General features: G+C 71.9%; 21 protein-coding genes and 1 pseudogene. 7 read left to right on the forward strand and 15 right to left on the reverse strand.

The genetic code is table 11. From position 1 onward, the window contains the following. Positions 1-11 precede the first annotated feature (11 nt). A complete protein-coding gene (gene glmS / locus ACZ31C_RS08030; RefSeq protein WP_350692812.1) occupies positions 12-1,925 on the reverse strand; it encodes a glutamine--fructose-6-phosphate transaminase (isomerizing) in 1,914 nt (637 codons plus the stop codon). Positions 1,926-2,081: 156 nt separating this feature from the next. Here glmS and ACZ31C_RS08035 point away from each other — a divergent pair, with 156 nt between their 5' ends. Next, positions 2,082-3,275 (forward strand): pyridoxal phosphate-dependent aminotransferase, encoded by a 1,194-nt coding sequence (locus ACZ31C_RS08035; protein ID WP_465794666.1) that lies wholly within the window; start codon positions 2,082-2,084, stop codon positions 3,273-3,275. 8 nt (positions 3,276-3,283) lie between these two features. On the opposite strand, the gene ACZ31C_RS08040 is transcribed toward ACZ31C_RS08035, so the two are convergent. The 8 genes from ACZ31C_RS08040 to ACZ31C_RS08075 all read right to left on the reverse strand — a co-directional run bounded on the left by ACZ31C_RS08040 (position 3,284) and on the right by ACZ31C_RS08075 (position 9,847). Continuing rightward, positions 3,284-4,324 (reverse strand): hypothetical protein, encoded by a 1,041-nt coding sequence (locus tag ACZ31C_RS08040; RefSeq protein ID WP_465794667.1) that lies wholly within the window; start codon positions 4,322-4,324, stop codon positions 3,284-3,286. Between the two features lie 123 nt (positions 4,325-4,447). Continuing rightward, the gene (gene glmM, locus ACZ31C_RS08045; protein ID WP_465794668.1) at positions 4,448-5,800 is read right to left on the reverse strand and encodes a phosphoglucosamine mutase; all 1,353 of its coding nucleotides are present in this window, start codon (positions 5,798-5,800) and stop codon (positions 4,448-4,450) included. A gap of 117 nt (positions 5,801-5,917) precedes the next feature. After that, positions 5,918-6,382: a 30S ribosomal protein S9 gene (gene rpsI / locus ACZ31C_RS08050; protein WP_102658823.1), complete on the reverse strand. Its 465-nt coding sequence runs from the start codon at positions 6,380-6,382 to the stop codon at positions 5,918-5,920. 20 nt (positions 6,383-6,402) lie between these two features. Next, positions 6,403-6,846 (reverse strand): 50S ribosomal protein L13, encoded by a 444-nt coding sequence (gene rplM / locus ACZ31C_RS08055; RefSeq protein ID WP_350692820.1) that lies wholly within the window; start codon positions 6,844-6,846, stop codon positions 6,403-6,405. A gap of 207 nt (positions 6,847-7,053) precedes the next feature. Continuing rightward, positions 7,054-8,424, reverse strand: a complete 1,371-nt coding sequence (locus ACZ31C_RS08060; protein WP_465794669.1) for a NarK family nitrate/nitrite MFS transporter — start codon at positions 8,422-8,424, stop codon at positions 7,054-7,056. A gap of 105 nt (positions 8,425-8,529) precedes the next feature. Beyond that, positions 8,530-8,835, reverse strand: a complete 306-nt coding sequence (locus ACZ31C_RS08065) for a type II toxin-antitoxin system PemK/MazF family toxin (protein WP_449942975.1) — start codon at positions 8,833-8,835, stop codon at positions 8,530-8,532. Beyond that, the gene (locus ACZ31C_RS08070; protein ID WP_387260316.1) at positions 8,813-9,100 is read right to left on the reverse strand and encodes a hypothetical protein; all 288 of its coding nucleotides are present in this window, start codon (positions 9,098-9,100) and stop codon (positions 8,813-8,815) included. The genes ACZ31C_RS08065 and ACZ31C_RS08070 overlap by 23 nt, the downstream gene beginning before the upstream one ends. A 27-nt stretch (positions 9,101-9,127) precedes the next feature. Further along, positions 9,128-9,847: a class I SAM-dependent methyltransferase gene (locus tag ACZ31C_RS08075; RefSeq protein ID WP_465794670.1), complete on the reverse strand. Its 720-nt coding sequence runs from the start codon at positions 9,845-9,847 to the stop codon at positions 9,128-9,130. 253 nt (positions 9,848-10,100) lie between these two features. Here ACZ31C_RS08075 and ACZ31C_RS08080 point away from each other — a divergent pair. From ACZ31C_RS08080 to ACZ31C_RS08100, 5 genes and pseudogenes are all read left to right on the forward strand, one after another. Next, positions 10,101-12,206, forward strand: a pseudogene (locus ACZ31C_RS08080) (molybdopterin oxidoreductase family protein); the annotation flags it as partial. A gap of 149 nt (positions 12,207-12,355) precedes the next feature. Continuing rightward, on the forward strand, positions 12,356-13,795 hold the full coding sequence (locus ACZ31C_RS08085) for an FAD-dependent oxidoreductase (protein WP_465795010.1): 1,440 nt from the start codon (positions 12,356-12,358) through the stop codon (positions 13,793-13,795). Beyond that, positions 13,792-16,314: a nitrite reductase large subunit NirB gene (gene nirB / locus ACZ31C_RS08090; RefSeq protein WP_465794671.1), complete on the forward strand. Its 2,523-nt coding sequence runs from the start codon at positions 13,792-13,794 to the stop codon at positions 16,312-16,314. Before ACZ31C_RS08085 ends, nirB begins: the two co-directional genes overlap by 4 nt. Then, positions 16,311-16,661: a nitrite reductase small subunit NirD gene (gene nirD / locus ACZ31C_RS08095; protein ID WP_465794672.1), complete on the forward strand. Its 351-nt coding sequence runs from the start codon at positions 16,311-16,313 to the stop codon at positions 16,659-16,661. Before nirB ends, nirD begins: the two co-directional genes overlap by 4 nt. Continuing rightward, entirely contained in the window at positions 16,662-17,750 is a 1,089-nt protein-coding gene (locus tag ACZ31C_RS08100) for a uroporphyrinogen-III synthase (protein WP_465794673.1), read from the forward strand. Between the two features lie 79 nt (positions 17,751-17,829). Here the strand turns inward: ACZ31C_RS08100 and ACZ31C_RS08105 are convergent, their stop codons facing one another. From ACZ31C_RS08105 to ACZ31C_RS08120, 4 genes are all read right to left on the reverse strand, one after another. Further along, positions 17,830-18,453: a GTP-binding protein gene (locus ACZ31C_RS08105; protein ID WP_117226207.1), complete on the reverse strand. Its 624-nt coding sequence runs from the start codon at positions 18,451-18,453 to the stop codon at positions 17,830-17,832. Further along, positions 18,434-18,799, reverse strand: coding sequence for a DUF742 domain-containing protein (locus tag ACZ31C_RS08110; RefSeq protein ID WP_117226208.1), 366 nt, complete (start codon positions 18,797-18,799; stop codon positions 18,434-18,436). Before ACZ31C_RS08110 ends, ACZ31C_RS08105 begins: the two co-directional genes overlap by 20 nt. Before the next feature lie 86 nt (positions 18,800-18,885). Further along, positions 18,886-19,293 carry a roadblock/LC7 domain-containing protein gene (locus ACZ31C_RS08115; RefSeq protein ID WP_007465177.1) on the reverse strand — a complete coding sequence of 136 codons (408 nt, stop codon included), beginning with the start codon at positions 19,291-19,293 and terminating at the stop codon, positions 18,886-18,888. Then, complete coding sequence (locus ACZ31C_RS08120; RefSeq protein WP_465794674.1) at positions 19,290-22,406, reverse strand: sensor histidine kinase; 3,117 nt, start codon at positions 22,404-22,406, stop codon at positions 19,290-19,292. Before ACZ31C_RS08120 ends, ACZ31C_RS08115 begins: the two co-directional genes overlap by 4 nt. 447 nt (positions 22,407-22,853) lie before the next feature. Between ACZ31C_RS08120 and ACZ31C_RS08125 the strand changes: the two genes are divergently transcribed. Further along, a complete protein-coding gene (locus ACZ31C_RS08125; RefSeq protein ID WP_465794675.1) occupies positions 22,854-24,035 on the forward strand; it encodes an ABC transporter substrate-binding protein in 1,182 nt (393 codons plus the stop codon). A 6-nt stretch (positions 24,036-24,041) separates the two neighbouring features. On the opposite strand, the gene ACZ31C_RS08130 is transcribed toward ACZ31C_RS08125, so the two are convergent. Both ACZ31C_RS08130 and ACZ31C_RS08135 read right to left on the reverse strand, forming a co-directional pair. After that, the gene (locus tag ACZ31C_RS08130) at positions 24,042-24,902 is read right to left on the reverse strand and encodes an ABC transporter permease (protein ID WP_449942993.1); all 861 of its coding nucleotides are present in this window, start codon (positions 24,900-24,902) and stop codon (positions 24,042-24,044) included. A 105-nt stretch (positions 24,903-25,007) separates the two neighbouring features. Beyond that, a complete protein-coding gene (locus ACZ31C_RS08135; RefSeq protein WP_465794676.1) occupies positions 25,008-26,030 on the reverse strand; it encodes an ABC transporter substrate-binding protein in 1,023 nt (340 codons plus the stop codon). Positions 26,031-26,100 lie beyond the last annotated feature (70 nt).

Consider the following 26,100-nt stretch of genomic DNA (forward strand, 5'->3'; position numbering starts at 1 on the left):
GCGTCCGCGTGCTACTCGACGGTGACCGACTTCGCCAGGTTGCGCGGCTGGTCGACGTCGTGTCCCCGGGCGGCGGCGATCTCGGCCGCGAGCACCTGCAACGGCACGGTGGTCACCAGCGGGGCGAGCAGCGTCGGGGTACGCGGGACGTAGATCAGATGGTCAGCGTAGCGGACGACCGCCTCGTCGCCCTCCTCGGCGATCACGATGGTGCGCGCGCCCCGGGCGCGTACCTCCTGGATGTTGGAGACGACCTTGTCGTGCAGCAGCCCGCGACCGACCGGCGACGGCACCACACAGATCACCGGAGTGCCCTGGTCGATCAGCGCGATCGGGCCGTGCTTGAGTTCACCCGCCGCGAAGCCCTCGGCGTGCATGTACGCCAACTCCTTGAGCTTGAGCGCACCCTCCAGCGCCACCGGGTAGCCGACGTGGCGGCCGATGAACAGCACCGTCGGCGCGGACTTCAGCTCCCGGGCCAGCTCCCGGACCGGCTCGATCCGCCCGAGCAGTTCCCGCAGCTTGTCCGGCACCTGGTGCAGTTGGTCGAGCACGGCCGCCACCTCGTCGGCGAACTTGACCCCCCGCACCTGGGCCAGGTGCAGGCCGATCAGGTAGCAGGCGGCCAACTGGGTGAGGAACGCCTTGGTCGAGGCGACGGCGATCTCCGGCCCGCCGTGGGTGTAGAGCACCGCGTCGGACTCCCGGGGGATGGTGGAGCCGTTGGTGTTGCAGATGGCCAGCACCCGGGCCTTCTGCTCCTTGGCGTGCCGCAGGGCCATCAAAGTGTCCATGGTCTCGCCGGACTGCGAGATCACCACGATCAGGGTGGACCGGTCCAGCACCGGGTCGCGGTAGCGGAACTCGCTGGCCAGCTCCACCTCGCAGGGGATCCGGGTCCAGTGCTCGATGGCGTACTTGGCGACCATGCCGGAGTGGTACGCGGTGCCGCAGGCGACGATGAAGATCTTGTCGACGTCGCGCAGGTCCTGGTCGCTGAGGCGGACCTCGTCGAGCATGATCTCGCCGGTCTCGGTCATCCGGCCCAGCAGCGTGTCGGCGACGGCCTGCGGCTGCTCCTCAATCTCCTTGAGCATGAACCAGTCGTAGCCACCCTTCTCCGCGGCCGAGGAGTCCCAGTCGATGTGGAAGTCCTTGCCGGTGGCCGGCTGACCGGCGAAGTCGGTGATCTCGATGGTGTCGGCGGTGATCAGGACGATCTGGTCCTGGCCCAGCTCGACCGCCTCGCGGGTGTGCTCGATGAACGCGGCCACGTCGCTGGCGAGGTAGTTCTCCCCGTTGCCACGTCCCACCACCAGGGGCGAGTTGCGCCGCGCGCCGACGACGGCCCCGGGCACCCCGGAGTCCACCGCGAGCAGCGTGAAGGCACCCTCCAGCCGCTGGCAGACCACCCGCATGGCGGCGGCGAGCAACTGCGGCCCGTCCGGGTGGCCGGCGGCCCGCAGCTCGGCCAGCGCCTTGGCGAGCAGGTGCGCGGCACACTCGGTGTCGGTGTCGCTGGCGAACTGGACGCCGTCGTCCTCCAACTCGGCGCGGAGCTTGGCGAAGTTCTCGATGATGCCGTTGTGGATCACCGCGACCCGGCCGTCGGGCGACAGGTGCGGGTGAGCGTTGCGGTCCGTGGGGCCGCCGTGGGTGGCCCACCGGGTGTGTCCGATGCCCGTGGTGCCGTCGCCGATGCCGATCGGGCTGGCTCCGCAGGCGTCCGGGTCCTCGGCGGCGCGCTCCGAGAGCACCTTCTCCAGGTTGGCCAGCTTGCCGGCCTTCTTCTCGGTCAGCAGTTGCCCGTCGCAGACCACGGCGACGCCCGCCGAGTCGTAGCCGCGGTACTCCAGCCGCCGCAGGCCGTCGAGCACGATACCGAGCGCCGGCCGACTGCCGGCGTACCCCACGATTCCACACATGGGTGGCAGCCTAACTAGATCCGCTCACGATGTCTGCGCGAAAGCGGGCTAAACAATCACTGAATTTGAGCGATTAGCGCAACACCGGTGATCAGCGTCACCGAGCACCCAGCCGGGCCGGGGCGGGACGACCAGGCCCACCCGTACCCTGACGGTGTGACGAGCACCGATGTCGACCCGCTGGTGAGCCGGATGCGCCCGTTCGGGACGACGGTTTTCGCCGAGATGTCCGCTCTGGCCGTGCGTACCGGTGCGGTGAACCTCGGGCAGGGTTTCCCGGACACCGACGGCCCGCCCGAGATGCTGGCCGCCGCGGCCGAGGCGCTGCGTTCCGGACGGAACCAGTACCCACCCGGCCCCGGCGTCCCGGAGCTGCGCGCGGCCGTGGCGGCACACCAACGTCGCTTCTGGGGCCTGGAGTACGACCCGGACGGCGAGGTGGTGATCACGGCGGGCGCCACCGAGGCGATCGCCGCGGCGATCCTCGGTCTCTGCGAGCCGGGCGACGAGGTGGTCTGCTTCGAGCCCTACTACGACTCGTACGCCGCCTCGGTCACCCTGGCCGGCGCGGTCCGGCGACCTGTCACGCTGCGGCCCGCCGACGACGGCAGGTACGCATTCGACCCGGCGGAGCTGCGGGCCGCGTTCGGGCCCCGGACCCGACTGGTGCTGCTGAACTCCCCGCACAACCCGACCGGCAAGGTCTTCACCCGGGCCGAGTTGTCGCTGATCGCCGAGCTGTGCCAGGAGCACGGCGCGTACGCGGTCACTGACGAGGTGTACGAGCACCTGGTCTTCACCGACGCGTCGACCGGGCACGTCCCGCTGGCCACGCTGCCCGGGATGCGCGAGCGCACGTTGCGCGTCTCGTCGGCCGGCAAGACCTTCTCCTGCACCGGCTGGAAGGTGGGCTGGGTCAGCGGCCCGGCGGCCCTCGTCTCGGCGGTGCTGCGGGTCAAGCAGTTCCTCACCTTCGTCAACGCCGCGCCGCTGCAACCGGCCGTCGCGGTGGCCCTCGCCCTGCCCGACGCCTATTTCACCGAGTTCCGGGCCGGCATGCAGGCCCGCCGCGACCAGCTGATCAGCGGGCTCGGCGACGCCGGCTTCGACGTGCTCACGCCGGAGGGGACGTACTTCGTCACCACCGACATCACCGGGCTCGGCGGCACCGACGGCGTCGACTTCTGCCGTACGCTGCCGGACCGCTGCGGCGTGGTGGCCGTACCCACCCAGGTCTTCTACGACGACCCGGAGGCCGGCCGGCGGCTGGTGCGGTTCGCGTTCTGCAAGCGCCCCGAGGTGCTGGCCGAGGCAGTGGCCCGCCTACGCCGGGCGGGCGCGCACGCCTGACCCGGCGGTCACTGTGCCCGGGCCCGGCGGCGCGCCGCCGACCAGGTCAGCACCATCGCGACGAGAAGGAGTATCGGCGCGAGCTGAGCCAGCTCGGCGGCGGACCGGATGTCGTGGGTGACCGCGAGGAAGCGGGCCCGCTCGGCGGCGTCCTGCCACTGCTCCGGGTTCAGCTGGAGGAAGTCGTGGGCGATGAAGAGTGCGAGCGCCACCGGCACCGTCACGAGCAGCAGCGGCAGCCGCCACCGGGTCGACCGGCGCGCCGCCGCCCACCAGACCAGGGCGGCCAGCGCCACGGTGCCGACCATGACGACCACCGAGGCGGTGCCCAGGCCGAACCATCGGACGGTGCTGCGGTCCAGCTCGGTGGCGGTCGCGCCGTACACCGTCACCCACGGTGCCGCGAGGCCGGCGAGCAGGGCCACGGTGCCGGCGCCCGCCACCACGAACCGGCCGGCACCCGGCCACCAACTGGCCAGCACGACCCCCGCCAGGGTCGCCACGCCGAGCACCGCGAACGTCAGGCCCAGGCTGTCGTAGCCGAACCGGATCGCCCCGTAGTCGTCGTCGAGCACCGGCGTCAGCCGCCGGACGACCTCCGCCCAGCGGGCCGCGGTCTCGTCCGGCCCGGACGAGACGCGGTGGGCGGCACCGACCAGCACCGTCGACATGGCCAGCAGGGCGCCGCCCGCCGCCACGGCCGCCGCGCGTCCGGCCCGCCCGTCCAGCACCGTCGCGGCCAACGCCAGCATGATCAGCGGCAGCAGGACGGCCAGGTAGGCCCAGCCCCAGCCGCCGATCTCGGTGAGGCTCAGCGCGGCGGTGGAGTCCTGGTGGATCAGCGAGTCGTCCCGGCTGCCCAGCACCCGCAGCGACACCTCGGACCACGGCACCGCCACCGAGGCGGCGATCAGCCCCAACGCCAGCAGGATCGCAAGCAGCCGTCCCCAGCGGGCCCCGAGCCAGCTCTCCGGCGCGTCCGACGCGGTCGCGTCCGACGGGAGGTCGGCGGGCTGGTCGACGGCGCCGAGGAAGCCGGGGTGAGACACGGTCACCTCCAGGAGAGGGGGCGGTCGGGCGGGACGGCGGTCGTCATGGTCGCACGACACACCTCGGGGCAGGGGGCAGCACGGCCGTCATGCCGCGGGTAGCGGCTCGGCCGTCGCCTCCGGTCAGGCCGGGCTGGCCGTCCGGACCTGTTCGGCGATCCGCTCGGCGACCTGCCGCGCGGTCGCCTCGGTGGCCGCCTCGACCATCACCCGCACCAGCGGCTCGGTGCCCGAGGGACGCAGCAGCACCCGTCCGGTCTCACCCAGCTCGGCCTCGGCCCGTTCCACCTCGGCGCGTACGGCGGGCGCGGCGGCGCCGACGGTGCGGTCACCGACCGGCACGTTGATCAGCACCTGCGGCAGCTTGGTCACCACCGCCGCGAGGTCCGCCAGGGTACGGCCGGTGGCGGCCATCCGGGCCATCAGGTGCAGCCCGGTCAGCACCCCGTCGCCGGTGGTGGCGTACGCGGGCATGACGATGTGTCCGCTCTGCTCGCCGCCCAGCGCCAGCCCGGAGGCGCGCAGCTCCTCCAGCACGTACCGGTCGCCCACCTTGGTCTCGACCAGCCGGATGCCCTCGGCGGACATGGCCAGGCGCAGACCGAGGTTGCTCATCACGGTGGCGACCAGGGTGTCCCCGGTCAGCGTGCCGGCCTCCCGCATGGCCAGCGCCAGGATCGCCATCACCTGGTCGCCGTCGACCTCGTCGCCGTCGGCGGTGACCGCCACGCAGCGGTCGGCGTCGCCGTCGTGCGCGATGCCGAGGTGCGCGCCGTGCTCGACCACGGCCTGCTGCAGGGCGACGATGTGGTTCGAGCCGCACTCGTCGTTGATGTTGAGCCCGTCCGGCTCGGCGTAGATCGCGACGACCTCGGCACCGGCCTCCCGGTACACGGCCGGGGCAACCTCGGCGGCGGCGCCGTTGGCGCAGTCCACCACGACCTTGATCCCGTCGAGCCGATGCGGCACGGTGCCGGCCAGGTGCTGCACGTAATGGTCGGCGCCGTCGAGCAGGTCGTGCACCCGGCCCACCCCCGCGCCGACCGGGCGTTTCCAGGCGGTGGTGGCGTTGGCCTCGATGGCCGCCTCGATCCGCATCTCGATCTCGTCGGGCAGCTTGTGTCCGCCGGCCGCGAAGAGCTTGATCCCGTTGTCCGGCATGGGGTTGTGCGAGGCGGAGAGCATCACCCCGAGGTCCGCCTTGGCCTCGGCGGTGAGGAACGCCACCGCCGGGGTGGGCAGCACGCCGACCCGGACCACCGTCGCACCGGCGCTGGTCAGTCCGGCGACCACGGCCGCCTCCAGCATCTCGCCGCTGGCGCGGGTGTCCCGGCCGACCACGGCGATCGGGGCGTGACTGCGATCCGACTCGGCGAGGGTGTGCGCGGCGGCGACGGCCACCGAGAGCGCCAACTCCGGGGTGAGGTCGACGTTCGCCCGCCCGCGTACGCCGTCCGTGCCGAACAAGCGGCCCATACCCACCAACCTCCGATGAAACTGCCGTTGTAGATGAAAAGCGGACGGCCGGTCCACCTCCCCGTGTCGAGGGAGGTGGACCGGCCGTCCGTCAGAAGTACAAGGTGCGGCTGGAGATCAGCGCTTCGAGTACTGAGGAGCCTTACGGGCCTTCTTGAGGCCGTACTTCTTGCTCTCCTTGACCCGGGCGTCACGGGTCAGGAAGCCGGCCTTCTTCAGGGCCGGACGGTCGTCGGGCTCGTTGACGATCAACGCCCGGGCGATGGCCAGCCGCAGCGCACCGGCCTGGCCGGTGGTGCCGCCGCCCCGCAGGTTGGCGATCACGTCGAACGCCTCGGGCTTCTCGGCGGTGACCAGCGGGTCCTTGATGAGCTGCTGGTGCACCTTGCTCGGGAAGTACGCTTCGAGGTCGCGCCCGTTGCAAGTGATCTTGCCCGTGCCCGGCACGATCCGGACTCGGACGATGGCTTCCTTGCGCCGACCCACGGTCTGGATCGGGCGGTCACCACGAGGCGCGCGGGCGACGGGCGCCGGCGCCTCGGTGGCCTCGGGGGCGACCTCGGTGGCGGTGATGTCGGTCATGCTGCTTCCTTCGCCCGCGCTCACTGCGCGATCTGCTTGATCTCGAACGGCGCCGGCTGCTGCGCGCCGTGCGGGTGCTCGGCACCGGCGTAGACCTTCAGCTTCTTGATCAGCTGACGGCCGAGCTTGTTGTGCGGGAGCATCCCCTTGACAGCCAGCTCGATGGCCCGCTCGGGGCGCTTGGCGAGCAGCTCCTCGTAACCGACCTGCTTCAGGCCGCCCGGGTAGCCGGAGTGGCGGTAGGCGATCTTCTGCTGACGCTTGTTACCGGTCAGCGCGACCTTGCCCGCGTTCACGATGACGACGAAGTCGCCCGTGTCGACGTGCGGCGCGAAAGTCGGCTTGTGCTTGCCCCGCAGCAGCGTGGCGGCGTGGGTGGCCAGGCGGCCCAGCACGACATCAGAGGCGTCGATGACGTGCCACTGACGCTCGATCTCACCCGGCTTCGGGCTGTACGTACGCACAGGTCTACCTTGTCTCGTCGTCGGTCTGGGGTAGCGCGCCGAGGTGACCAGGGCTTCCCGGTCGGACCAGCGCGCACGAACGACCAAGCGTACCTCAGGCGGCACGCCCACAGATGTCGTACAACAGCAGGCAACGATACCCGTAGCCCCGTCGGCCGGTCAAAACGGGGGTCCGGCGGGCGCGCCGGATGGAGGGACAATACCCCCTCATACCCGGGCCCGCGCCATCCGGGACCCCGGCCGCAGGTACGCCACCCAGGTGACCGCCAGCAACACCAGGAAGAAGCCCACATAGAAGCGCAGTGCCGGCTGGATCCCGCCGTAGGTCGACCGGGCCCAGGCGTAACAGATCGGCACCAGGAAGCCGCCGAAGGCGCCGACCGAGGAGATGATGCCGAGCGCGCCGGCGGCCTGCCGGCGCATCGCCAGCATCACCTCCGGGCCACCGCCCAGGTCCTCGCCCTTGACCCGGAAGATCTTGCTGATCATCCGGTAGGTCGAGCCGTTGCCCACCCCGGTGGCGACGAAGAGCAGCAGGAAGGCCGCGAAGAAGAGGGTCATGCTGCGCCGCTCCACCGACCAGAGGGCGGCCAGCGCGCCGACGGCCATCAGCACGAAGCTGACCACGGTGACCCGGGCGCCGCCGACGAGGTCGGCCAGTCGACCGCCGAAGGGCCGGCAGAAGGAGCCCACCGCGGCGCCGAGGAACGCCCAGGCCAGCGCCGTGTCCGGTCGGCCGAACACCGAGGTGAGCAGCGTCGGGAAGGCCGCCGAGTAGCCGATGAACGAGCCGAAGGTGCCGATGTAGAGCAGGGACATGACCCAGGTGTCCCGGTGCCGCAACGACGACCAGACCGGCCCCACGTCCGCCTTGGCCTCGACCAGGTTGTCCATGAAGAGGTACGCGCAGACCGCGGCGATCACCGCGAGCGGGATGTACATCAGCCCGGCCCGGGCCAGCACGAGCCCGCCCCCGAGCACGATCACCTGCGGCACGACGAACTGCACCACCGCGACGCCGATGTTGCCGCCGGCCGCGTTGAGCCCCAGCGCCCAGCCCTTCTCGCGTTCCGGATAGAAGAAGGAGATGTTGGCCATGCTGGAGGCGAAGTTGCCGCCGCCGAAGCCGGCACTGGCGGCGATCAGCAACAGCGGCAGGAAGCCGATCTCGGGATGCTCGACCGCCCAGGCCAGACCGGCGCAGGGCACGATCAGCAACAGCGCGGAGACGACCGTCCAGTTCCGTCCGCCGAACACCGGCACGGCGAAGGTGTACGGCAGCCGCAGCAGCGCGCCCACCCCGCTCGGTACGGCGGTCAGCCAGAGCGCCTGGCTGGTGGTCAACTGCCATCCGGCGTCACCGAGTCGGACGACGACGATGCTCCACAGCAGCCACACCGAGAAACCGATGTGCTCGGCGAAGATCGACCAGATGAGGTTGCGCCGGGCGATCCGGCTGCCGGTCGTACGCCAGAATCCCGGATCCTCCGGCGTCCAGTGCCCGATCCAGCGACCGGGTCGGCGGTCCAGGTCCGGCTTGTCCTCGATAACCTCGGGGCGCGCGCTCGTGGTGGTCATGCGCCGAAGTTAGGAATCGAGCGTTACCGTGGCGTTCGTCCTCGGGGTCGGCGGCGCAACGGGGAGCGCACCGGCGCCGCGCGCCGGTGGTGAGGAACGGGACGGTCAGAGCTGCTGGAGGATGCGCAGCGCCCGGTCGATCTGCCGCATGGTCTCGACGTCGGCCACGTCCACGCACTCGGCAAACCACTTCTTCATCGGTGACGAGATCCGGTCCGGCATCACCACCCAGCCGCCCATCCGCACCGCCAGGGGTGAGTCGCGCAGCAGCGCCGCCTCGACCACCTCGGCGACGATGACGATGGGCACCGCGGTGGAGTTGTAGACGTCCGAGCTGATCACGAGCCCAAGGCGCTCGCGGGCCCCGGCGATCCGCCAGACCTCGCCCCTACGCAGCACGCGGGCGACCACCGAAGAGCAGGTCGTCGACCATGCCCACCTCCTGTGCGTCGGCCAGCGAGGCCGACTCCAGGTCCAGTCCCGCCCGCCCGACCGCGGCGGCGTGCGCCGCGAAGACCTCACGCAGGGCCTTCTCCCGGGCCGCCTGGTCCATCCAGGCCGACAGGGAGAGCCCTTCGCGCTTGGCGAACCGCCGGGCCTCCGCGATCGTCTCGTCGGAGAACGACAGAGTCACCTTGGCTGTCATGCCGGTCAGACTACCCGCTGGTATGACCATCAGTCATCCATCGAATACCGCGAGCGGTCACCCGACGGTCGGGCCGGTGACGCCCGGGGCTCGGCCGCCGAAGACGGCGAATCGCCACGCCTTGAAGAAGCAGTCCACCTCGGTCAGCCCCGCCTCGGCCAGCCAGCGACACTGCTCCCCCACGGACGCGGGCCGGTCGTACGCCATCCGCTGCGCGGCGGCGGCGATCTCGTCGGCGTCGGAGCCGCGCGCGGTGATCTGCGCCAACCAGACCTCGTGGTAGCGCCGGTCCAGCTCGGCGGTCGGGCCGGCGACCTGCTCGGCGTTGACGAAGACGCCGCCGGGCACCAGGGCCTCGGCTGCCCGTCGGTAGAGGTCCCGCTTGCCGGCGTCGTCGAGGTGGTGCACGGCGAGCGCGCTGACCACCGCGTCGTAGCGTCCGTCGGGCAGCGGGTCGGTCAGGTCGGCCATCACCACCCGGTGCGGCACGCCACGACCGGTGAGCTGCTCGGTGGCGACGGCCAGCATCTTCGGCGCGGCGTCGACGAGGGTCAGCCGGACGCCGGGCACGGCGGCGGCGACCAGGGACGACAGCAGACCGGTGCCGGCGCCCAAATCCAACACCTCGGGGGTACGCCCTTCGGCGCGGGCGGCGCGCAGCGCCGGCTCGACGACCTCGACGGCGGTGCCGTAGAACCCGTCGAAACAGGGCACCAGTCGCCGCCGCGCGGCGTCGTAGCTTCCGGCCACCGCGTCGAACGCCCGAGCCACATCCATGTCGATCCCCTTCGCCGGAGCCTTCCCGAAATTCGGGATTCTCGTCCCATATTGTAGACCCCTCGACCCCGCGCGCAGCCGACGTGCGGTGTGAGGCGCTCTTGACAGGGCCGAAACAAACGGGACGCTGGCCGGAAACCGCCCAACGGCACGCTTTGCCGACATGACAGACGGTGCACGGTTCGCGACTCGACCGGGGCGAGCGCCCCGGGAGGTGGCGACACACTGCCCGTACTGCGCCCTCCAGTGTGGGATGACCCTGCGCCAGGAAGAAGACCAGGTCTCCGTACTCCCCCGGGACTTCCCGACCAACCGGGGCGGCCTCTGCCAGAAGGGCTGGACCTCCGCCGAACTGCTCGACCACCCCGACCGGCTGACCACCCCGCTGCTGCGCGACCCGGCCACCGGCCGCCTGCAACCGGCGAGCTGGGACGCCGCGCTGGACCGCATCGTCACCGGACTGGGCGAGGTGCAGCAGCGGCACGGCCACGACGCCGTCGCCGTCTTCGGCGGGGGCGGGCTCACCAACGAGAAGGCGTACGCGCTGGGCAAGTTCGCCCGCGTGGCGCTGCGCACCCGGCACATCGACTACAACGGACGGTTCTGCATGTCCTCGGCCGCCGCCGCCGGAATGCGGGCCTTCGGGGTCGACCGGGGACTGCCGTTCCCGCTGGCCGACCTGGGCCGGGCGGACACCCTGCTGCTGGTCGGCGCGAACCCGGCCGAGACCATGCCACCGCTGGTGCGCTGGCTGACCGAGCAACGGCAACGCGGCGGCACGCTGATCGTGGTCGACCCGCGCGCCACCGCCACCGCCCGGCAGGCGGACCTGCACCTGCAACCCCTGCCCGGCACCGACCTGGCGGTAGCCAACGCGCTACTGCACATCGCGCTGACCGAGGGCTACGTCGACGGGTCGTACGTCGCCACCCGAACCCGGGGCTTCACCGACGTACGCCGTACCGTGGCGGGCTGGTGGCCGGCCCGGGCCGAGGCGCTCTCCGGCGTGCCGGTGGCCGACCTGGAGGCGACCGCCCGCGCCCTCGGCACCGCCGAACGGGCGATCATCCTCACCGCCCGGGGCGCGGAGCAGCACGCCAAGGGCGTCGACACGGTCACCGCCTTCGTCAACCTGGCGCTCGCCCTCGGGCTGCCCGGACGGCCCGGCTCCGGGTACGGCTGCCTGACCGGGCAGGGCAACGGCCAGGGCGGCCGGGAGCACGGGCAGAAGGCCGACCAGCTCCCCGGGTACCGCAAGATCGACGATCCGGCGGCCCGGGCGCACGTCGCGGAGGTCTGGGGCGTACCCGAGGACGAGTTGCCCGGTCCCGGCGTGCCGGCGTACCAGTTGCTCGATTCGCTGGGCACCACCGACGGGCCCCGGGCGTTGCTCGTCTTCGGCTCCAACCCGGTGGTCTCCGCGCCGCGCGCGGCCCGGATCGAGAACCGGCTGCGCGACCTGGACCTGCTCGTCGTCGCCGACTTCCTGCTCTCCGAGACCGCCGCGCTGGCCGACGTGGTGCTGCCCACCGCGCAGTGGGCCGAGGAGGACGGCACCATGACCAACCTGGAGGGACGGGTGCTGCGCCGACGCGCGCTCCGCCCCCCGCCGACCGGCGTCCGCACCGACCTCGCCATCCTCGCCGACCTCACCACCCGCCTAGCTGTGAAAGGAGGGGTCCCTTCCTATCGCCTCGTGCATAGCAAGGGACCCCTCCTAACATCCGCCGCGGGCTCGGGCGCGGGTGCAGGCGCGGCGGCGGGTCCGGCGGGGGCGGATCCGCAGGCGGTGTTCGAGGAACTTCGGCGGGCCTCGGCGGGCGGGCTCGCCGACTACGCCGGGATCAGTTGGGACCGCATCGACGAGACGGACGGGGTGTTCTGGCCCTGCCCGCGCAGTGACGAGCCGGACTCGCCCCGACTCTTCGCGCACCGGTTCGCCACTGCGGACGGGCTGGCCCGGTTCCACCCGGTGGAGCACCGGCCGGCGGCCGAGGAGGTCTGTCCGGAGTATCCGCTGTACTTCACCACCGGCCGGGTACTCGCCCAGTACCAGTCGGGCACCCAGACCCGCCGAGTGGCGGCGCTGCGCCGGGCCGCTCCCGACGCGTTCGTGGAGTTGCACCCCGACCTGGCCGACCGGCTCGGGGTGACCGACGGCGAACCGCTCCGGGTGGTGTCCCGGCGAGGTGAGTTCCAGGTGCCCGCCCGGCTGAGCCCGGCGATCCGGCCGGACACCGTCTTCGCGCCGTTCCACTGGGGCGGCGCGGCACGGGCCAACTCCGTCACCAACGACGCGGTCGACCCGATCTCCGGCATGCCCGAGTTCAAGATCTGCGCCGTCCGTCTGGAGAAGGTCGCTCAAGAGGGCGCGGAGCGCAGCGGAGCGGCGGCGAGCGAGCACCAGCGAGCGACCGGACAGGACGCCGGACGTCATGGCGACGCGGAGCGCAGCGGAGCGGGGACATGACCGAGCGCCAGCGAACGGATCAGCAGCACAGCGTCGGCATGAGCGGCGATCGGGTGGTCGTGGTCGGCAACGGGATGGCCGGTGCCCGGTTGGCGAGCGAGCTACGCGGGCGGGGCGGGGACCTGAAGGTCACCGTGCTCGGGGCGGAGCCGCACCGGGCGTACAACCGGATCATGTTGTCCACGCTGCTCACCGGCAAGATCAGCGAGCTGGACGTGGAGCTGGCGGAGGCCGCCGGGCGGGGTGTCGACGTCCGCACCGGGGTCGCCGTCCGGGCCGTCGACCGGGCCACCCGGGAGGTACGCACCGACGACGGTGACCGGATCCGCTACGACCACCTGGTGCTCGCCACGGGTGCGCGGGCGGTGGTGCCGCCGCTGCCCGGGCTCGATCCGGCGCACCTGCCGGACCGGGTGATCGCGTTCCGCACGCTGGACGACTGCCGACGCATCATCGCGACGGCCCGAGACGCCCGACGGGCACTGGTGCTCGGCGGCGGGCTGCTGGGCCTGGAGGCGGCCCGGGGACTCGCCGCCCGGGGACTCGACGTCGCGGTGGTGCACCGGGTGCCGTACCTGATGGAGCGGCAGCTCGACGCCGTGGCCGCCACGATGCTGGCCGGTACGCTCGCCGGCCTGGGGGTGACCACCCATCTGGCCGTCACCCCGACGGCGCTCGCGGCGGACGCCACCGGGGTACGCATGGAGCTGTCCGACGGGCGCTTCCTCGACGCCGACCTGCTGGTGCTGGCGTGCGGGGTATGCCCGGAAACCGCCCTGGCCGAGGCGGCCGGATTGGCGGTGGACCGGGGTGTGCTCATCGACGACCGGCTGCGGACCGACGACGAGCGGATCTCGGCGATCGGGGACTGCGCCCAGCACGGCGCCGCACCGACGGGGCTGGTGGCACCGGCCTGGGCGCAGGCCCGGGTCCTCGCCCACCTGCTGACCGGGGAGGACCCGTCGGCCCGGTACCGGCCCCGGCCGGTGGTGACCCGGCTCAAGGCGGCCGGCATCGACCTGGCCTCGATGGGTGACCCGACCGGTGGCCCCGGCGAGGAGCTGACCTTCGCCGACCCGGCCCGGGGCACGTACGCGCGGTTGCGGATCCACGACGAGCGGCTGGCCGGGGCGATCCTGCTCGGCGACAACCCGTCGGTGGGCACCGTGGTCCAGCTCTTCGACCGGGGTCAACCGGTCCCCGCCGACCGGCGGGCGCTGCTGCTGGGCCGGTCGCTCGGTGGTGCCGTCGCCGCTCCGGCCGCGTCCCCGGCGCTGATGCCGGACGCGGCCACGGTGTGCCAGTGCAACACGGTCAGCAAGGGCGCCCTGGTGGCCTGCTGGCGCGGCGGAGCCCGCACCGTCGACGAGGTCGTCGCCGGGACCAGAGCCGGGACCGGCTGCGGCGGATGCCGCGACGCGGTCGCCGGCATCGTCGACTGGTTGTCCAGATCGGATCCGGTGGAGGTGGGACGATGACCGGCGGCAACGTGGTCGTGATCGGCAACGGCATGGTCGGGCAACGGTTCGTCGACGCGGTGCGGTCGCGCGATCCGCAAGGACGGTGGCGGGTCACCGTCCTGGCCGAGGAGACCCGACCCGCGTACGACCGGGTGCGGCTCTCCGCGTACTTCGACGGGGCCGACGCGGACGAGTTGAACCTGCACACCCCGCACGACGGCGTCGAGTTGCGCCTCGGCGAGCCGGCCGTCGGGGTGGACCGGGCCCGCCGGGTGGTGACCACGGCGAGCGGCGAGCACCCGTACGACGTGCTGGTCCTGGCCACCGGGTCGTCGGCGTTCGTGCCGCCGGTGGCGGGTACGGACCTGCCGGGGGTGTTCGTCTATCGGACGCTGGACGATCTCGCGGCGATCCGCGAGCACGCCCGGGGCCGACGTACCGGCGCGGTGATCGGCGGCGGTCTGCTCGGCCTGGAGGCGGCGAACGCGCTGCGCCTGCTCGGTCTGGCCACCCGCGTGGTGGAGTTCGCGCCCCGGTTGATGCCGGTGCAGGTCGACACGGCCGGTGGCGCGATGCTGCGCCGCTACGTCGAGGAGCTGGGCGTGGCCTGTCACCTGGGGGTGGCGACCACCGCGTTGCGGCCGGCCCCGGACGGCACGGTCGGCGCCCTGGAGCTGGCCGACGGCACGCTGCTCGACACCGACCTGGTGGTGGTGGCCGCCGGCATCCGGCCCCGTGACGAGCTGGCCCGCGCGGTCGGGCTGGAGGTCGGCCCGCGCGGCGGTGTGCTGGTCGACGACGCCTGCCGGACCTCCGACGAGCGGATCTACGCGGTCGGCGAGTGCGCGGCGGTGCAGGGCACCTGCTACGGCCTGGTCGCCCCCGGGTACGCGATGGCCGAGGTGGTGGCCGATCGGCTGGTCGGCGGGGAGGCCACCTTCCCGGGCGCGGACACCGCCACCAAGCTCAAGCTGCTCGGTGTCGACGTGGCCTCCTTCGGTGACGCGCACGGCACCACGCCCGGGTGCCTGGACGTGATCTGGACCGATCCGGCCACCCGGGTCTACGCCAAACTGGTCCTCTCCGACGATGCGACGACGCTGCTCGGCGGCGTGCTGGTGGGCGACGCGTCGGCGTATCCGACGTTGCGGGCCAGCGTCGGCGGACCGTTGCCGGCCGCGCCGCTGGCGTTGCTCGCCCCCGAGCAGGCGGCGGGTGCGGCGGCGAGCGCGCTGCCCGCGTCCGCCCAGGTCTGCTCCTGCAACGCGGTCACCCGGGGCGATGTGGATGCGGCGATCGCGGGCGGCTGCGCGGACGTGCCCGCGGTGAAGGCGTGCACCCGGGCCGGCACCAGTTGCGGCTCGTGCGTGCCGATGCTCAAGCAGTTGCTCGACGCGGCCGGTGTGGTCCAGTCCCGGGCGTTGTGCGAGCACTTCGACGTCAGTCGGCAGGAGCTGTTCGACATCGTCCGGGTTCGTGGCATCCGGACGTTCTCCCGGCTGATCGCCGAGCACGGTCGGGGGCGGGGCTGCGACATCTGCAAGCCGGTCGTCGCCTCGATCCTCGCCTCGCTCGGCGGCGGGCACATCCTCGACGGCGAGCAGGCGTCCTTGCAGGACACCAACGACCACTTCCTGGCGAACCTGCAACGCGACGGCAGCTACTCGGTGGTGCCGCGGATCCCGGGCGGGGAGATCACCCCGGAGAAGCTGATCGTGATCGGCGAGGTGGCCCGCGACTTCCGGCTCTACACCAAGATCACCGGTGGGCAGCGGATCGACCTGTTCGGCGCGCGGGTCGACCAGTTGCCGCAGATCTGGCGTCGACTGGTCGACGCCGGTTTCGAGTCCGGGCACGCGTACGGCAAGGCGCTGCGGACGGTGAAGTCCTGCGTAGGCTCCACCTGGTGCCGGTACGGGGTGCAGGACGCGGTCGGGCTGGCCGTCGCCCTGGAGCTGCGGTACCGGGGACTGCGCGCCCCGCACAAGCTCAAGTCGGCGGTCTCCGGCTGCGCCCGGGAGTGCGCCGAGGCACGCAGCAAGGACTTCGGCATCATCGCCACCGAGACCGGTTGGAACCTCTACGTCGGCGGCAACGGAGGCTTCCGGCCCCGGCACGCCGACCTGTTCGCCACCGACCTGTCCACCGAGGCGCTGATCAGGACGATTGACAGGTTCCTGATGTACTACGTCCGCACCGCCGACCGGCTGCAACGCACCGCCGCCTGGATCGAGGCGATGGAGGGCGGACTCGACCACCTCCGGTCGGTGATCGTGGACGACTCGCTCGGCCTCTGCGCGGACCTGGACGCCGCGATGGCCCGGCACGTCACGTCCTACTCCGACGAGTGGCGGGACGTGCTCGACGATCCCGACCGGCTGCGCCGGTTCACCTCCTTCGTGAACGCGCCGGACGTACCCGACCCGTCGATCACCTTCGCCACCGAACGCGGACAACCCGTCCCGGTCGGCGGTCGGTCACCCGCACCCGACGCCCGCCAGCCGGTCACCCTCGGACTGCCGGAGGTACGGCGATGAGCATCGCGACGACGACGGTGCGCTGGCACGCGGTCTGCCCGCTGGACCGGCTGGACCCGGACCGGGGCGTCGCCGCCCTCGTCGACGGGGTGCAGGTGGCGCTCTTCCGCACCGAGGACGGGCTGTACGCGATCGACAACCGCGACCCGGTCGCCGAGGCGTACGTGCTGTCCCGGGGCATCGTGGGCAGCCGGCAGGGCGTGCCCACGGTCGCCTCGCCGCTGCACAAGCAGGTGTACGACCTGCGTACGGGGGTTTGTCTCGACCTGCCCGGCGTCGCCGTGGCCCGGCACGAGATCCGTTGCCGTAACGGCATGGTCGAGGTGCGGCTGCGACAGGAGGGGTGAATGGGCGAGGAACTGGCCGGCTTCACCATCGGGGTGACCGCTGACCGACGGCGGGACGAACTCGCCGCGCTGCTGCAACGGCGCGGTGCCCGGGTGGTGCTCGCTCCCGCCCTGCGGATCGTGCCGCTCGCCGACGACACCGAGTTGCGCGAGGCGACCCGGACCTGCCTGGACCGTCCACCGGACGTGCTGATGGCGAACACCGGGATCGGTATGCGCGGGTGGCTGGAGGCCGCCGAGGGCTGGGGGTTGGCCGAACCGCTGCGCTCGGTGCTCGGCGGCGCGTACGTGGTGGCCCGGGGCCCCAAGGCCCGGGGCGCGATCCGGGCCGCCGGGCTGCACGACCAGTGGTCCCCGGAGTCGGAGAGCTGCGACGAGGTGGTCGACCACCTGCGTCGGCGGGGCGTGGCCGGGCAGGTGATCGCCATGCAGTTGCACGGCGAACGGCAACCGGAGTGCACCCGCGCGCTGGAGGACGCCGGTGCCACGGTCATCGAGATCCCGGTCTACCGGTGGGCCCCGCCGACCGACCCGGCCCCGCTGCACCGGCTGGTCGACCTGGTGGCCGGCCGGTTGGTGGACGCGGTCACGTTCACCTCGGCGCCGGCTGCGGAGGCGTTGCTGCGGGCCGCCGGTGACCGCGCGGAGACGGTGCTGGAGGCCCTGCGCGGTGACGTGCTGGCCAGTTGCGTCGGTCCGGTCACCGCCGAGCCGCTGGTGCGCCGGGGCGTGCCGGTGAGCGCGCCGAGCCGGGCGAGGTTGGGGGCGCTGGTCCGCACCATCGTCGACGAACTGCCCCGCCGGACGGTCACCATCAAGGCCGCCGGGCATCTGCTCACCCTGCGGGGACACGCGGCGGTGATGGACGGCGAGTTGAGACCGCTCGCCCCGGCGCCGATGGCGGTGCTGCGGGCGCTGGCCCAGACGCCGGGCCGGGTGTTGTCGCGTACCGCCCTGCTGCGGACGTTGCCGCGCGGCGCCGACGAGCACGCGGTGGAGATGGCGGTGGCCCGACTGCGCGCCGGCCTGAAGGCTCCCCGGGTGGTGCAGACGGTCGTCAAACGCGGTTACCGGCTGCGGGTCGACTGACCGCACCGACCGCACCGACCGCACTGACCGCACGAAGGAGCCCGCCGGTGGAGATCCACCGACGGGCTCCCGCCGACACTCAGCCGACCGGGGTCGGAAAGCCCCGGTCGTGCTCGGCCTGCAACCGCGCCATGGCGTGCTCGACGACGGTCATCAGCACCCGCTTGACCGAGTCGCGCTGCCGGGCGTCGGTCAGCACCAGCGGTACGTCCGGCGAGATGGCCAGCGCCTCGCGGACCTCCTCCAGTTCGTACTGCTGCGCGCCGTCGAACCGGTTGAGCGCCACCACGTACGGCAGCCGGCGGCTCTCGAAGTAGTCGAGCGGAGCGAACGCGTCGGTGATCCGGCGGGTGTCCACCAGCACCGTGGCACCCACCGCGCCCCGAATGATCTCGTCCCACATGAACCAGAACCGGGTCTGCCCGGGTGTGCCGAAGAGGTACAGGATCAGGTCCTGCGCCATGGTGATACGGCCGAAGTCCATGGCGACCGTCGTGGTCTCCTTGCCCGGCACCTTGGACGGGTCGTCGATCCCGACGCCCGCCGCGGTCATCACCGCCTCGGTGGTCAGCGGTGTGATCTCCGAGATCGCGCCGACCAACGTGGTCTTGCCGACACCGAAGCCACCCGCGACGACGATCTTCGCGGAGATGATTCCCCGGCTCTGGCGGGCCCCGGCGGGGTCATAGCTCGCGAAGTCCACTCAGCACCCTTCCCAGCATTTCCATCCGCTCCTCGAAACCTGTGGCGGGAGCAGCCGTCTGAAGCGTCAACAGGCCCTCGGCCACCATGTCGGCGACCAACACCCGGGCGACACCCAGCGGTAGCCGGGTGTACGCGGCGATTTCCGCCAGCGATTCGGGCCGGCTCTCGCAGACCATGGCGATGCGATGCTTGTCATGCCCGGCAAACCGCGACTCGGCGATCTGGGTGGGGCTGGCTACCAGCACCGCTTCCAAGGCGATGTCCTGCCGCGGCTCGGTCCGTCCCCGGGTGACCGCGTACGGCCGCACCAGTGCGCCACGCGGGTCACGTCGGTGTTGCTCCATCCGCGATCACCTCCTCTCCCCTCCGCCGGCATGTCGCCACCGGATCTCCTCCGTACCGACGCGGGATTGCGCCGGTGCTGTCCCTGTTATGACCGCACCGCGTCCCGGGGCAGCGGCACCAGCGCTGCTCCGACCCGCTCGACCAGCAGTGCCATCTCGTAACCCACCTGCCCGACGTCGCAGCTACGCGCCGCGAGCACGGCCATCGACGACCCGTCGCTGATCGACATCAGGAACAGGTAGCCGCTGTCCATCTCGATGACCGTCTGCAGCACTCCGCCGGCACTGAACATCCGCGCGGCACCCTCGGTCAGGCTCACCACGCCGGAGGTGATCGCGGCTAGCTGGTCCGCCCGGTCCCCCGGCAGGTCACGGGAGGAAGCGAGTAGCAGTCCGTCGGCGGACACCGCCACCACGTGGGCGATACCCGCCACGCTGTCGGCGAAGTTGGTGAGCAGCCAACCCATGTCCTGCATGGCCGCTGGCCTGTTCATCGGCTCGTCTCCTTGGTCGAGGTGCTGTCCTGACTCGCTCCGGCCGTCCGTCCGCGCTGCACGCCACGGTGGTAGGCCGAGAGCAGACCGCGTACTTCGTCCGGCGTACGGCGGCTGCGCTCACGTCCGCCCCGGGGCTCGATCCCACCGGGGACGAGCTGTTGCTGCGGAACCCGCTTGGGCAGTCCGGACCGGGTGGTGCCGGCCGGGGTCGGCTCGGCCGCCTTGCTGGCCCGCGTCCAGCCCTCGTCAGCCGCGGTCCGCCAGGCGTCGGGGTCCGGTGCCGGGGACGCCGCGGGGGGTGCCGCCGGGGGCGGCGTGGCGCGCGGCGGCGTCGGCGGTGGCGGCGCGGCGGCCGGAGTCACCGTGGGCAGCGGCGTGGTCGCGGCGGTCGTCGCGGTCGACGCGGCCGGTGACGGCTGGTACGGGGGTGGTGGCGCGGGCTGTGCGGCGGCTGCCGCACCAGGTGTACGAGTGGGCAACGGGCTCCGTCCCCGAGTCGGCTCGACGGCCGGCGTGGGTGGGCCGGCAGCCGGTTGCGGCGGCTCGTCGAACTGCGGTCGGCTGAAGATGGCGGTGGCGTCGTTGCCGTGCGAACGGAACCAGACCGCTTCCATCTCGCGGAAGATCGGCGCCTCGGCCTGGGGTTCCGGCGGGGCGGTGATCGGCGCGGTGGCCTGTGGCGCGGTGGCGGCCAGGCTGGCGCCCAGGCCACGGAAGGGGGTGTCGGACTGCGGGGTGGCACCCACACCGAACGCGGTGGGTGCGTTCATCGGCGCCCCGGCGACCGGACCGGCCGGCAGCACCGGCTCGGGTCGGTCGGCGGGCGGCGCGCTGCGCTGCGGCAGCGGGTCGAGCGACGGCTGGGCGACCGTCGGCGTACCGGCGTGGAAACCACCGGCGAAGGCGGGCGGCGCGGTACGGGCCGGCGGAGCCGGCGGCTCCGGAGTGGGGGCCGGGTTCGCGGCCGGCCACGGCGCCGACGAGGGGGTGCTGTCGCGCCACCGCTCGGTCGTCAACGTGGCGAGGTTGCTGCGACCGGCGCCGGTGAGCGGCTCGCTGGGGGCCGCCGGTGGCGTCGGCGGGGTCTGCTCGACGGCGAGCGGCTGACGCGGCCGGTTGATCTGGTCGCGGCCCCGCAGGCTCGGCAGGATCACCGTCGAGGCCGGCAGGGTGATCTGCGCCACGGTGCCGCCCTCGACGTTGCGGCGCAGCTCGACCCGGATGTTGTAGCGGGCCGCGAGCCGGCTGACCACCGCGAGACCCATCAGCCGGAAGGCGGCCACGTCGACGGTGGACGGCGCGGCGAGCCGCCGGTTGAGCGAGTCGAGCTGCTCGTCGCTGAGGCCCAGGCCCCGGTCCTCGATCTGGATGAGCACGTAGTCGCGGATGCGGCGGCCGTCGGCGACCACGGTGGTGTTCGGCGGCGAGAAGCGGGTGGCGTTGTCGAGCAACTCGGCCACCAGCCGCACCACGTCGTTGACCGCGTGCGCGGCCACCGAGACGTCGGTGTCGACCGTGCCGAACTCGATCCGGTTGTAGAGCTCCACCTCGGACTGTGCGGCGCGCAGCACGTCCACCAGCAACGCGTCGTCGCGACGCGGCACGGCCGAGTCCGCGCCGGCCAGCACGAGCAGGTTCTCGTCGTTGCGGCGCATCCGGGTGGCGAGGTGGTCGAGCTCGAAGAGCTGGGCGAGCCGCTTCGGGTCCTCCTCGCCACGCTCGATCGCGTCGAGTTCGCCGATCATCCGGTCGACCAGGGTCTGACTGCGCCGGGCCAGGTTGAGGAACATCGCCGAGACGCTGGTCCGCAGGGCCGCCTGTTCGGCCGCGACCCGGACCGCCTCCCGGTGTACGACGTTGAAGGCCAGGGCGACCTGTCCCACCTCGTCGCGGTTGTTGAGCTGGATCGGGTCCCGTACCTCGCGGACGATCTCGTCGACGCTGCCGTCGCTGACGTTGCCCATGCCCTGGAGGCGGCGCACCGCCTCGGGCAGGTCGTGGTTGGCCACCGAGAGCGCACCCTCACGCAGTCGCCGCAGCGAGTGGTTCAGCGAACGGGCCAGCACCACGGCCAGCGTCACCGCGATGATCAGGGTGAGCAGGACCAGCGTCGACTCGACGATGGCCTGCCGGATGACGCCGGTACGAGCCTGCTCGGCCTGATCGAGCAGCCGGTCCTGGAGCTCGATCTCGGCCCAGCGCATCAGCTCGTTGACGGCACCGATCGCCGCGGTGGCGTCCTGGGCGCTGACCGGCGAGCGGTTGCCCACCGAGCGGCTGATGTCGGTGGCGATCCGGTCGGCCAGCACCACCGCGTCACCGGAGACGGTGGTCTCGACCAGGGCCCGCTGAGTGGGGTCGGCGGCCAGCGAGAAGGCCAGCAGCGCCTCCTGCTGCCCGGTCAGGGTGGCCACGAACGCGGAGAACTGCTCGTTGTCGAGCCGGCCCCGGCTCAACGCGGTGAACGCGATCGACTGTTCCTCGGCGACGGCGGCCTTCGCACGGGCGAAGGCGGCCACCGCGCGGCGGCTGTCGGCCAACTGCTCCTCGCCCGGCAGCTGGGCCAGGCCGTCGCCGTAGGCGACCAGGTCGGCCAGGACCACGCCGTACCGCAGGGCCGCCTCGGCGACCTCCATCTGGGAGCGGTCGAGCACCTCCTGCCGGGTGCCGTCCAGGGTGTCCAGGTGCGTGTCGATGGTCCGCAGGCGGTCGCCGACCGCGCTGGGCACCTCACCGATCTTGGACCGTTCCGCGCGGTACGCGTCGATCCGTTGCTGGGTCTGGCGGACCCGCAGGTTGTACGCGTCGGCCTGCGGCTGCGGCTGGGCCAGATAGGCCGCCGCCGCCATCCGCTCGGCGTGCAGGTCGTTGGTGAGCGCGGAGATGTTGATGGACAGTGCGGTCAGCGACCGCGCCTGGGTGGCGTCGTAGGCGCCCTCGCCGACGGAGACGAGACGGACGGTGGCCAGCGCGATGACCGCGGCGACCGGCACGACCAGGATCAGCGCCAGCTTGGACCGGATCCGCGCGTCACGCAGCCGGAACAGGCGGCGAGGCGCCTTCGGTACGGCGTCACCGCTGGCGGGCAGGGTCGTCGGTCCGGTGCTCACGACATCGCCTCCGTCGTTTTCTCCACGCCTGGCCCGTCGATCCGTGCATGGAGCGACGGCCAGCGCCACGCGCGGCACGGCCGCGATTTCATCAGACGAGATCGTGTTTGGGAAGCCGCAGGCGGGCAGGAATCGGTCGGACGTCGCGCATCCCGTGATCCGGTCAACTAATACCTACATTTCCACAGCGCCCTGAACAGGGCATGTAACTCCAGAGTGGCGAGGCATGTCGCCACAGTGAGCAACGGAAAACATCTGGTTACCCCAACATGTGGGATCGGCGTCCCGAAACGCCTCCAGTGGTCCCGCTTGACCGCAGCGCCCGGCATTGGCAAGGTTTTGCAGGCTTCGCGCACACGGTACGGCAGACCCTTCCCAATTATCCACTGAGGACGGTTGCCGCCACCAGTGACCGGGCCCCGCCCGCGCCACACCAGGAGGACTGAGTTGACCCCCTTCCGCTCCGCGACCGCCACGGCGCTCGCATCCACCCTGCTGGCTTCTCTGCTCGCCGGCTGCCAGTTCGGCGGGGAGGCGAAGGACACGAGCCCGATCGTCATCGCCGCCGACCTGGAGCTCTCCGGAGCGGCGGCCGGAGTCGGCAAGGCCTACCGGCAGGCGCTGGAACTCAAGGTCGAGCAGTTGAACGCGTCGGGTGCGTTGAACGGCCGTTCGATCGATCTGCGGGTGAAGGACAATCGTTCCGACGCCAGCGAGTCGCTGCGAAACATCGCGGACTTCAGCAACGATTCGGCGGTCAGCGCCATCATCATGGGCGGCTGCAACGAATGTGCGGTCGGCGCGGTGCGCACCATCAACGAAAAGCAGATCCCGACCATCGCGCTCGCCGCCGCCGGTGCCATCACCAGTCCGGTCGCAGAACGACGGTACGTGTTCAAATTGGCACCGAACGCAGCGGACAGCGCCGACGCGCTCACCGTCGAACTGAGTCGGCGGAACATCGACACGGTCGGCATTTTGCACACCGAGGACACGTACGGCCGGGAGGGCGTCGCCGCGCTCCAGCGCGAGTTCGACAACGCCGATATCCGGGTGGTGGCCCAGGCCTCGGTCCGGGGCACGGACACCGATGTGGACGGGCAGGCCGCCACGCTGGCCGCGGCCGACCCGGACGGGGTCATCATCTGGACCTCGCCGGAGCAGGCGATGCTCGCCGCCGCAGCGGTGAAGCGGGCCGACTTCACCGGGCCGCTGTACCTCGACGCCGCCGCTGCCGGCGACCTCTTCCTCGGGTCGGCCTCCCGGGCGGCGGAGCGGGCGACCCTGGTGTTCACCCAGACCATGGTGATCGACGACGTCATCGCCACCACCCCGGCCAAGGCGGCCCGCCGCCAGTGGTTCCAGGACTACACCGCCCGCTTCGGCGGCTACCACGGTTCGTCGTCCTTCGCGGCGGACGCCGTCCAGCTCATCGCCGACGCCGAACTGCGCTCCGGCGGACCGGTCGGACAGGTCAACCGCGACGGCCTCCGCGACGTGCTGGAGACGTCCCAGTTGGACGGCCTGTCCGGACCGATCCGGATGACGCCGGACAACCACTCCGGGCTGATGCCGCAGGCGCTCACCACGCTGGTCGCCCGGAACGGTCGGTGGCGCCTGGCGGGCTGAGCGAGCTCAGCGGCTGGAGGTGGTCTCGCGCACCCACGGCAGGCTGCGACGCTCGACGAACGCCAACACGGTGTACAGCAGGATGCTGACCAGGGCGACGAGCATGATCGCCGCCCACGCCGTGGCGGTGTCGCCGATGCCCGCGTACTGCACGATGACGAAGCCGAGACCAGCCTCACCGGCCTGGAACTCGCCGATCACCGCGCCGATCGCGGCCAACGGCATGGCGACCTTGAGCCCGATGAAGATCTGCGGCAGCGCGGCCGGGAAGCGGACCTTGCGGAACGCCTGCCAGCGGGAGGCGTTCCAGGACCGGACCAGCTCGGCCAACTCGGCCGAGGTGGTGGTCAGGCCGGTCGCGGTGGAGAGCACGATCGGAAAGAAGCAGAGCAGGAAGACCATCGTCAGGATGGGTTTCTGACCCCAGCCGAGCGCCACCACCAGTAGCGGCCCCAGGGTGATCTTCGGGACCGCGTTGACGGCGACCAGCAGCGGGGTGAACATCCGCTCGACCGTCCGCGAGGCGGCCAACGACAGGCCGATCAGCACGCCGGCCACCGCCGAGAGCAGGAAGCCGAGCAGGATCTCGCCGGTGGTGGTGATGGTGTGTTCGAGCAGTCGGTCCTGACCCAGCCGGAAGGCGTTCAGCACGTCACCGGGCGGCGGCAGGGCGGCCGGGTGGACCAACTCCAGCCGGGCGACCAGCCACCACACACTGAACGCGACCAGCAGGCCGGCGGCCGGCAGCAGCGCGGCCGTCGCGCCGTCCCGCAGGTCTCCCGGCCGCCACCGCCGGCCACGTGGTGCGGCCGGAGCCGGCTCCGGGGCGGGTGCCGCCTCCGGCTGCCGTGAGCGGACGTCGGTCATCGGATCCTCCTGCGGTTCGGGTGGTCAGACGCGGGATCGGGGTACGCCGTACCGGCTGACCGGCACGGCGTACCCCGTGGTGGAACTGGTGTGGACCGGTCGACCTCAGGCCTTGGGGGCCAGGTTGAAGTCGACGATCTGGTCCGGGCTGAGGTCGGACTTCAGGGCACCGGCGCCTCGCAGGATCGCGATGCTCTTGGCCACCCGGCCACTGTCCAGTGCGCCCAGGGCGGTGCCGGAGTTGCTGGAGCGGACGTACCCGGCCATCAGTTCCAACTCGGCGGCGGCTGCGGCGGGCACCACGGCCTCGACGTTCTTGGCCAGGATCTCGGCGGCCTCCTGCGGGTGCTCCAGGGCGTACTCCAGGCCCTTGAGCAGTGCCTCGGTGAACCGCTTGACCATGTCCGGCTTGTCGGTGGCGATCTGCTTCGAGGTGATCAGCACCATGCCGTAGAGGTCCTGCATGACGTTGCTGTACGGCAGCAGGACGGCCTTCTTCTTGGTCACCGCCTCGATGGTGGGCTGACCGACGACGAACTGGCCGATGCCGTCCACCGAGCCGGAGGCCAGCGTGCCCATCAGGGTCTGGGCGTCACCGTTGACCCAGGTCACCTTCTCGTAGTCGATGCCGGCCAGCCGCGCGTACGTCGGGAAGAGGTTCCGGACGACGGAGCCGGGGGCGTCGGCGAGCTTCTTGCCCTCCAGGTCCTTCGGCGTGCTGATGCCGGTGCCCTCGACGGTCGCGATTGCGGCCATCGTGCGCTGCTGGATCGCCGCCACCGCGACGAAGTCCTTGGCCTCGCCGTTGCCGAGCTGGAGCAGGCCACCGGTCAGGTCGATCGGGCCGAACTGCGCCTGACCGCCGACGATCGTCTGGATCACACCGTTGGTGCCCTGGCCGGGCTTGATCTCGACGTCGAAACCGGCGTCCTTGAAGAAGCCCTTCTCCTTCGCCACCCAGGCGTAGGAGTCACGCCCGAAGTTGCCGAACGAGGTGAGATAGGTCACCTGCTCCAGCGAGGACCCGACATTCTCGTCGGCATCGTCCGAGCCGCCGCTGCACGCGGAGACCAGGGCGAGCGCGGTGGCCATCGTGGCCGCGGCGACCGTACGGGTCAGCCTTCTCATCAGTACACCTTGTCCTTTCCCACCGGGGCGTCGCGGGCCTCCGGGAGGGGATGTTGGGGCGGCACCGGCA

It is taken from the genome of Micromonospora sp. NPDC023869 (genome assembly GCF_055559695.1).

Coding starts and splice junctions, on each gene's coding strand:
- glmS (WP_350692812.1), bottom strand. CDS start 1,925: ATGTGTGGAATCGTGGGGTACGCCGGCAGTCGGCCGGCGCTCGGTATC.
- glmM (WP_465794668.1), bottom strand. CDS start 5,800: ATGGGCCGCTTGTTCGGCACGGACGGCGTACGCGGGCGGGCGAACGTC.
- rpsI (WP_102658823.1), bottom strand. CDS start 6,382: ATGACCGACATCACCGCCACCGAGGTCGCCCCCGAGGCCACCGAGGCG.
- ACZ31C_RS08060 (WP_465794669.1), bottom strand. CDS start 8,424: ATGACCACCACGAGCGCGCGCCCCGAGGTTATCGAGGACAAGCCGGAC.
- ACZ31C_RS08070 (WP_387260316.1), bottom strand. CDS start 9,100: ATGGTCATACCAGCGGGTAGTCTGACCGGCATGACAGCCAAGGTGACT.
- ACZ31C_RS08075 (WP_465794670.1), bottom strand. CDS start 9,847: ATGGATGTGGCTCGGGCGTTCGACGCGGTGGCCGGAAGCTACGACGCC.
- ACZ31C_RS08085 (WP_465795010.1), top strand. CDS start 12,356: ATGAGCGGCGATCGGGTGGTCGTGGTCGGCAACGGGATGGCCGGTGCC.
- nirB (WP_465794671.1), top strand. CDS start 13,792: ATGACCGGCGGCAACGTGGTCGTGATCGGCAACGGCATGGTCGGGCAA.
- nirD (WP_465794672.1), top strand. CDS start 16,311: ATGAGCATCGCGACGACGACGGTGCGCTGGCACGCGGTCTGCCCGCTG.
- ACZ31C_RS08100 (WP_465794673.1), top strand. CDS start 16,662: ATGGGCGAGGAACTGGCCGGCTTCACCATCGGGGTGACCGCTGACCGA.
- ACZ31C_RS08110 (WP_117226208.1), bottom strand. CDS start 18,799: ATGGAGCAACACCGACGTGACCCGCGTGGCGCACTGGTGCGGCCGTAC.
- ACZ31C_RS08115 (WP_007465177.1), bottom strand. CDS start 19,293: ATGAACAGGCCAGCGGCCATGCAGGACATGGGTTGGCTGCTCACCAAC.
- ACZ31C_RS08130 (WP_449942993.1), bottom strand. CDS start 24,902: ATGACCGACGTCCGCTCACGGCAGCCGGAGGCGGCACCCGCCCCGGAG.
- ACZ31C_RS08135 (WP_465794676.1), bottom strand. CDS start 26,030: ATGAGAAGGCTGACCCGTACGGTCGCCGCGGCCACGATGGCCACCGCG.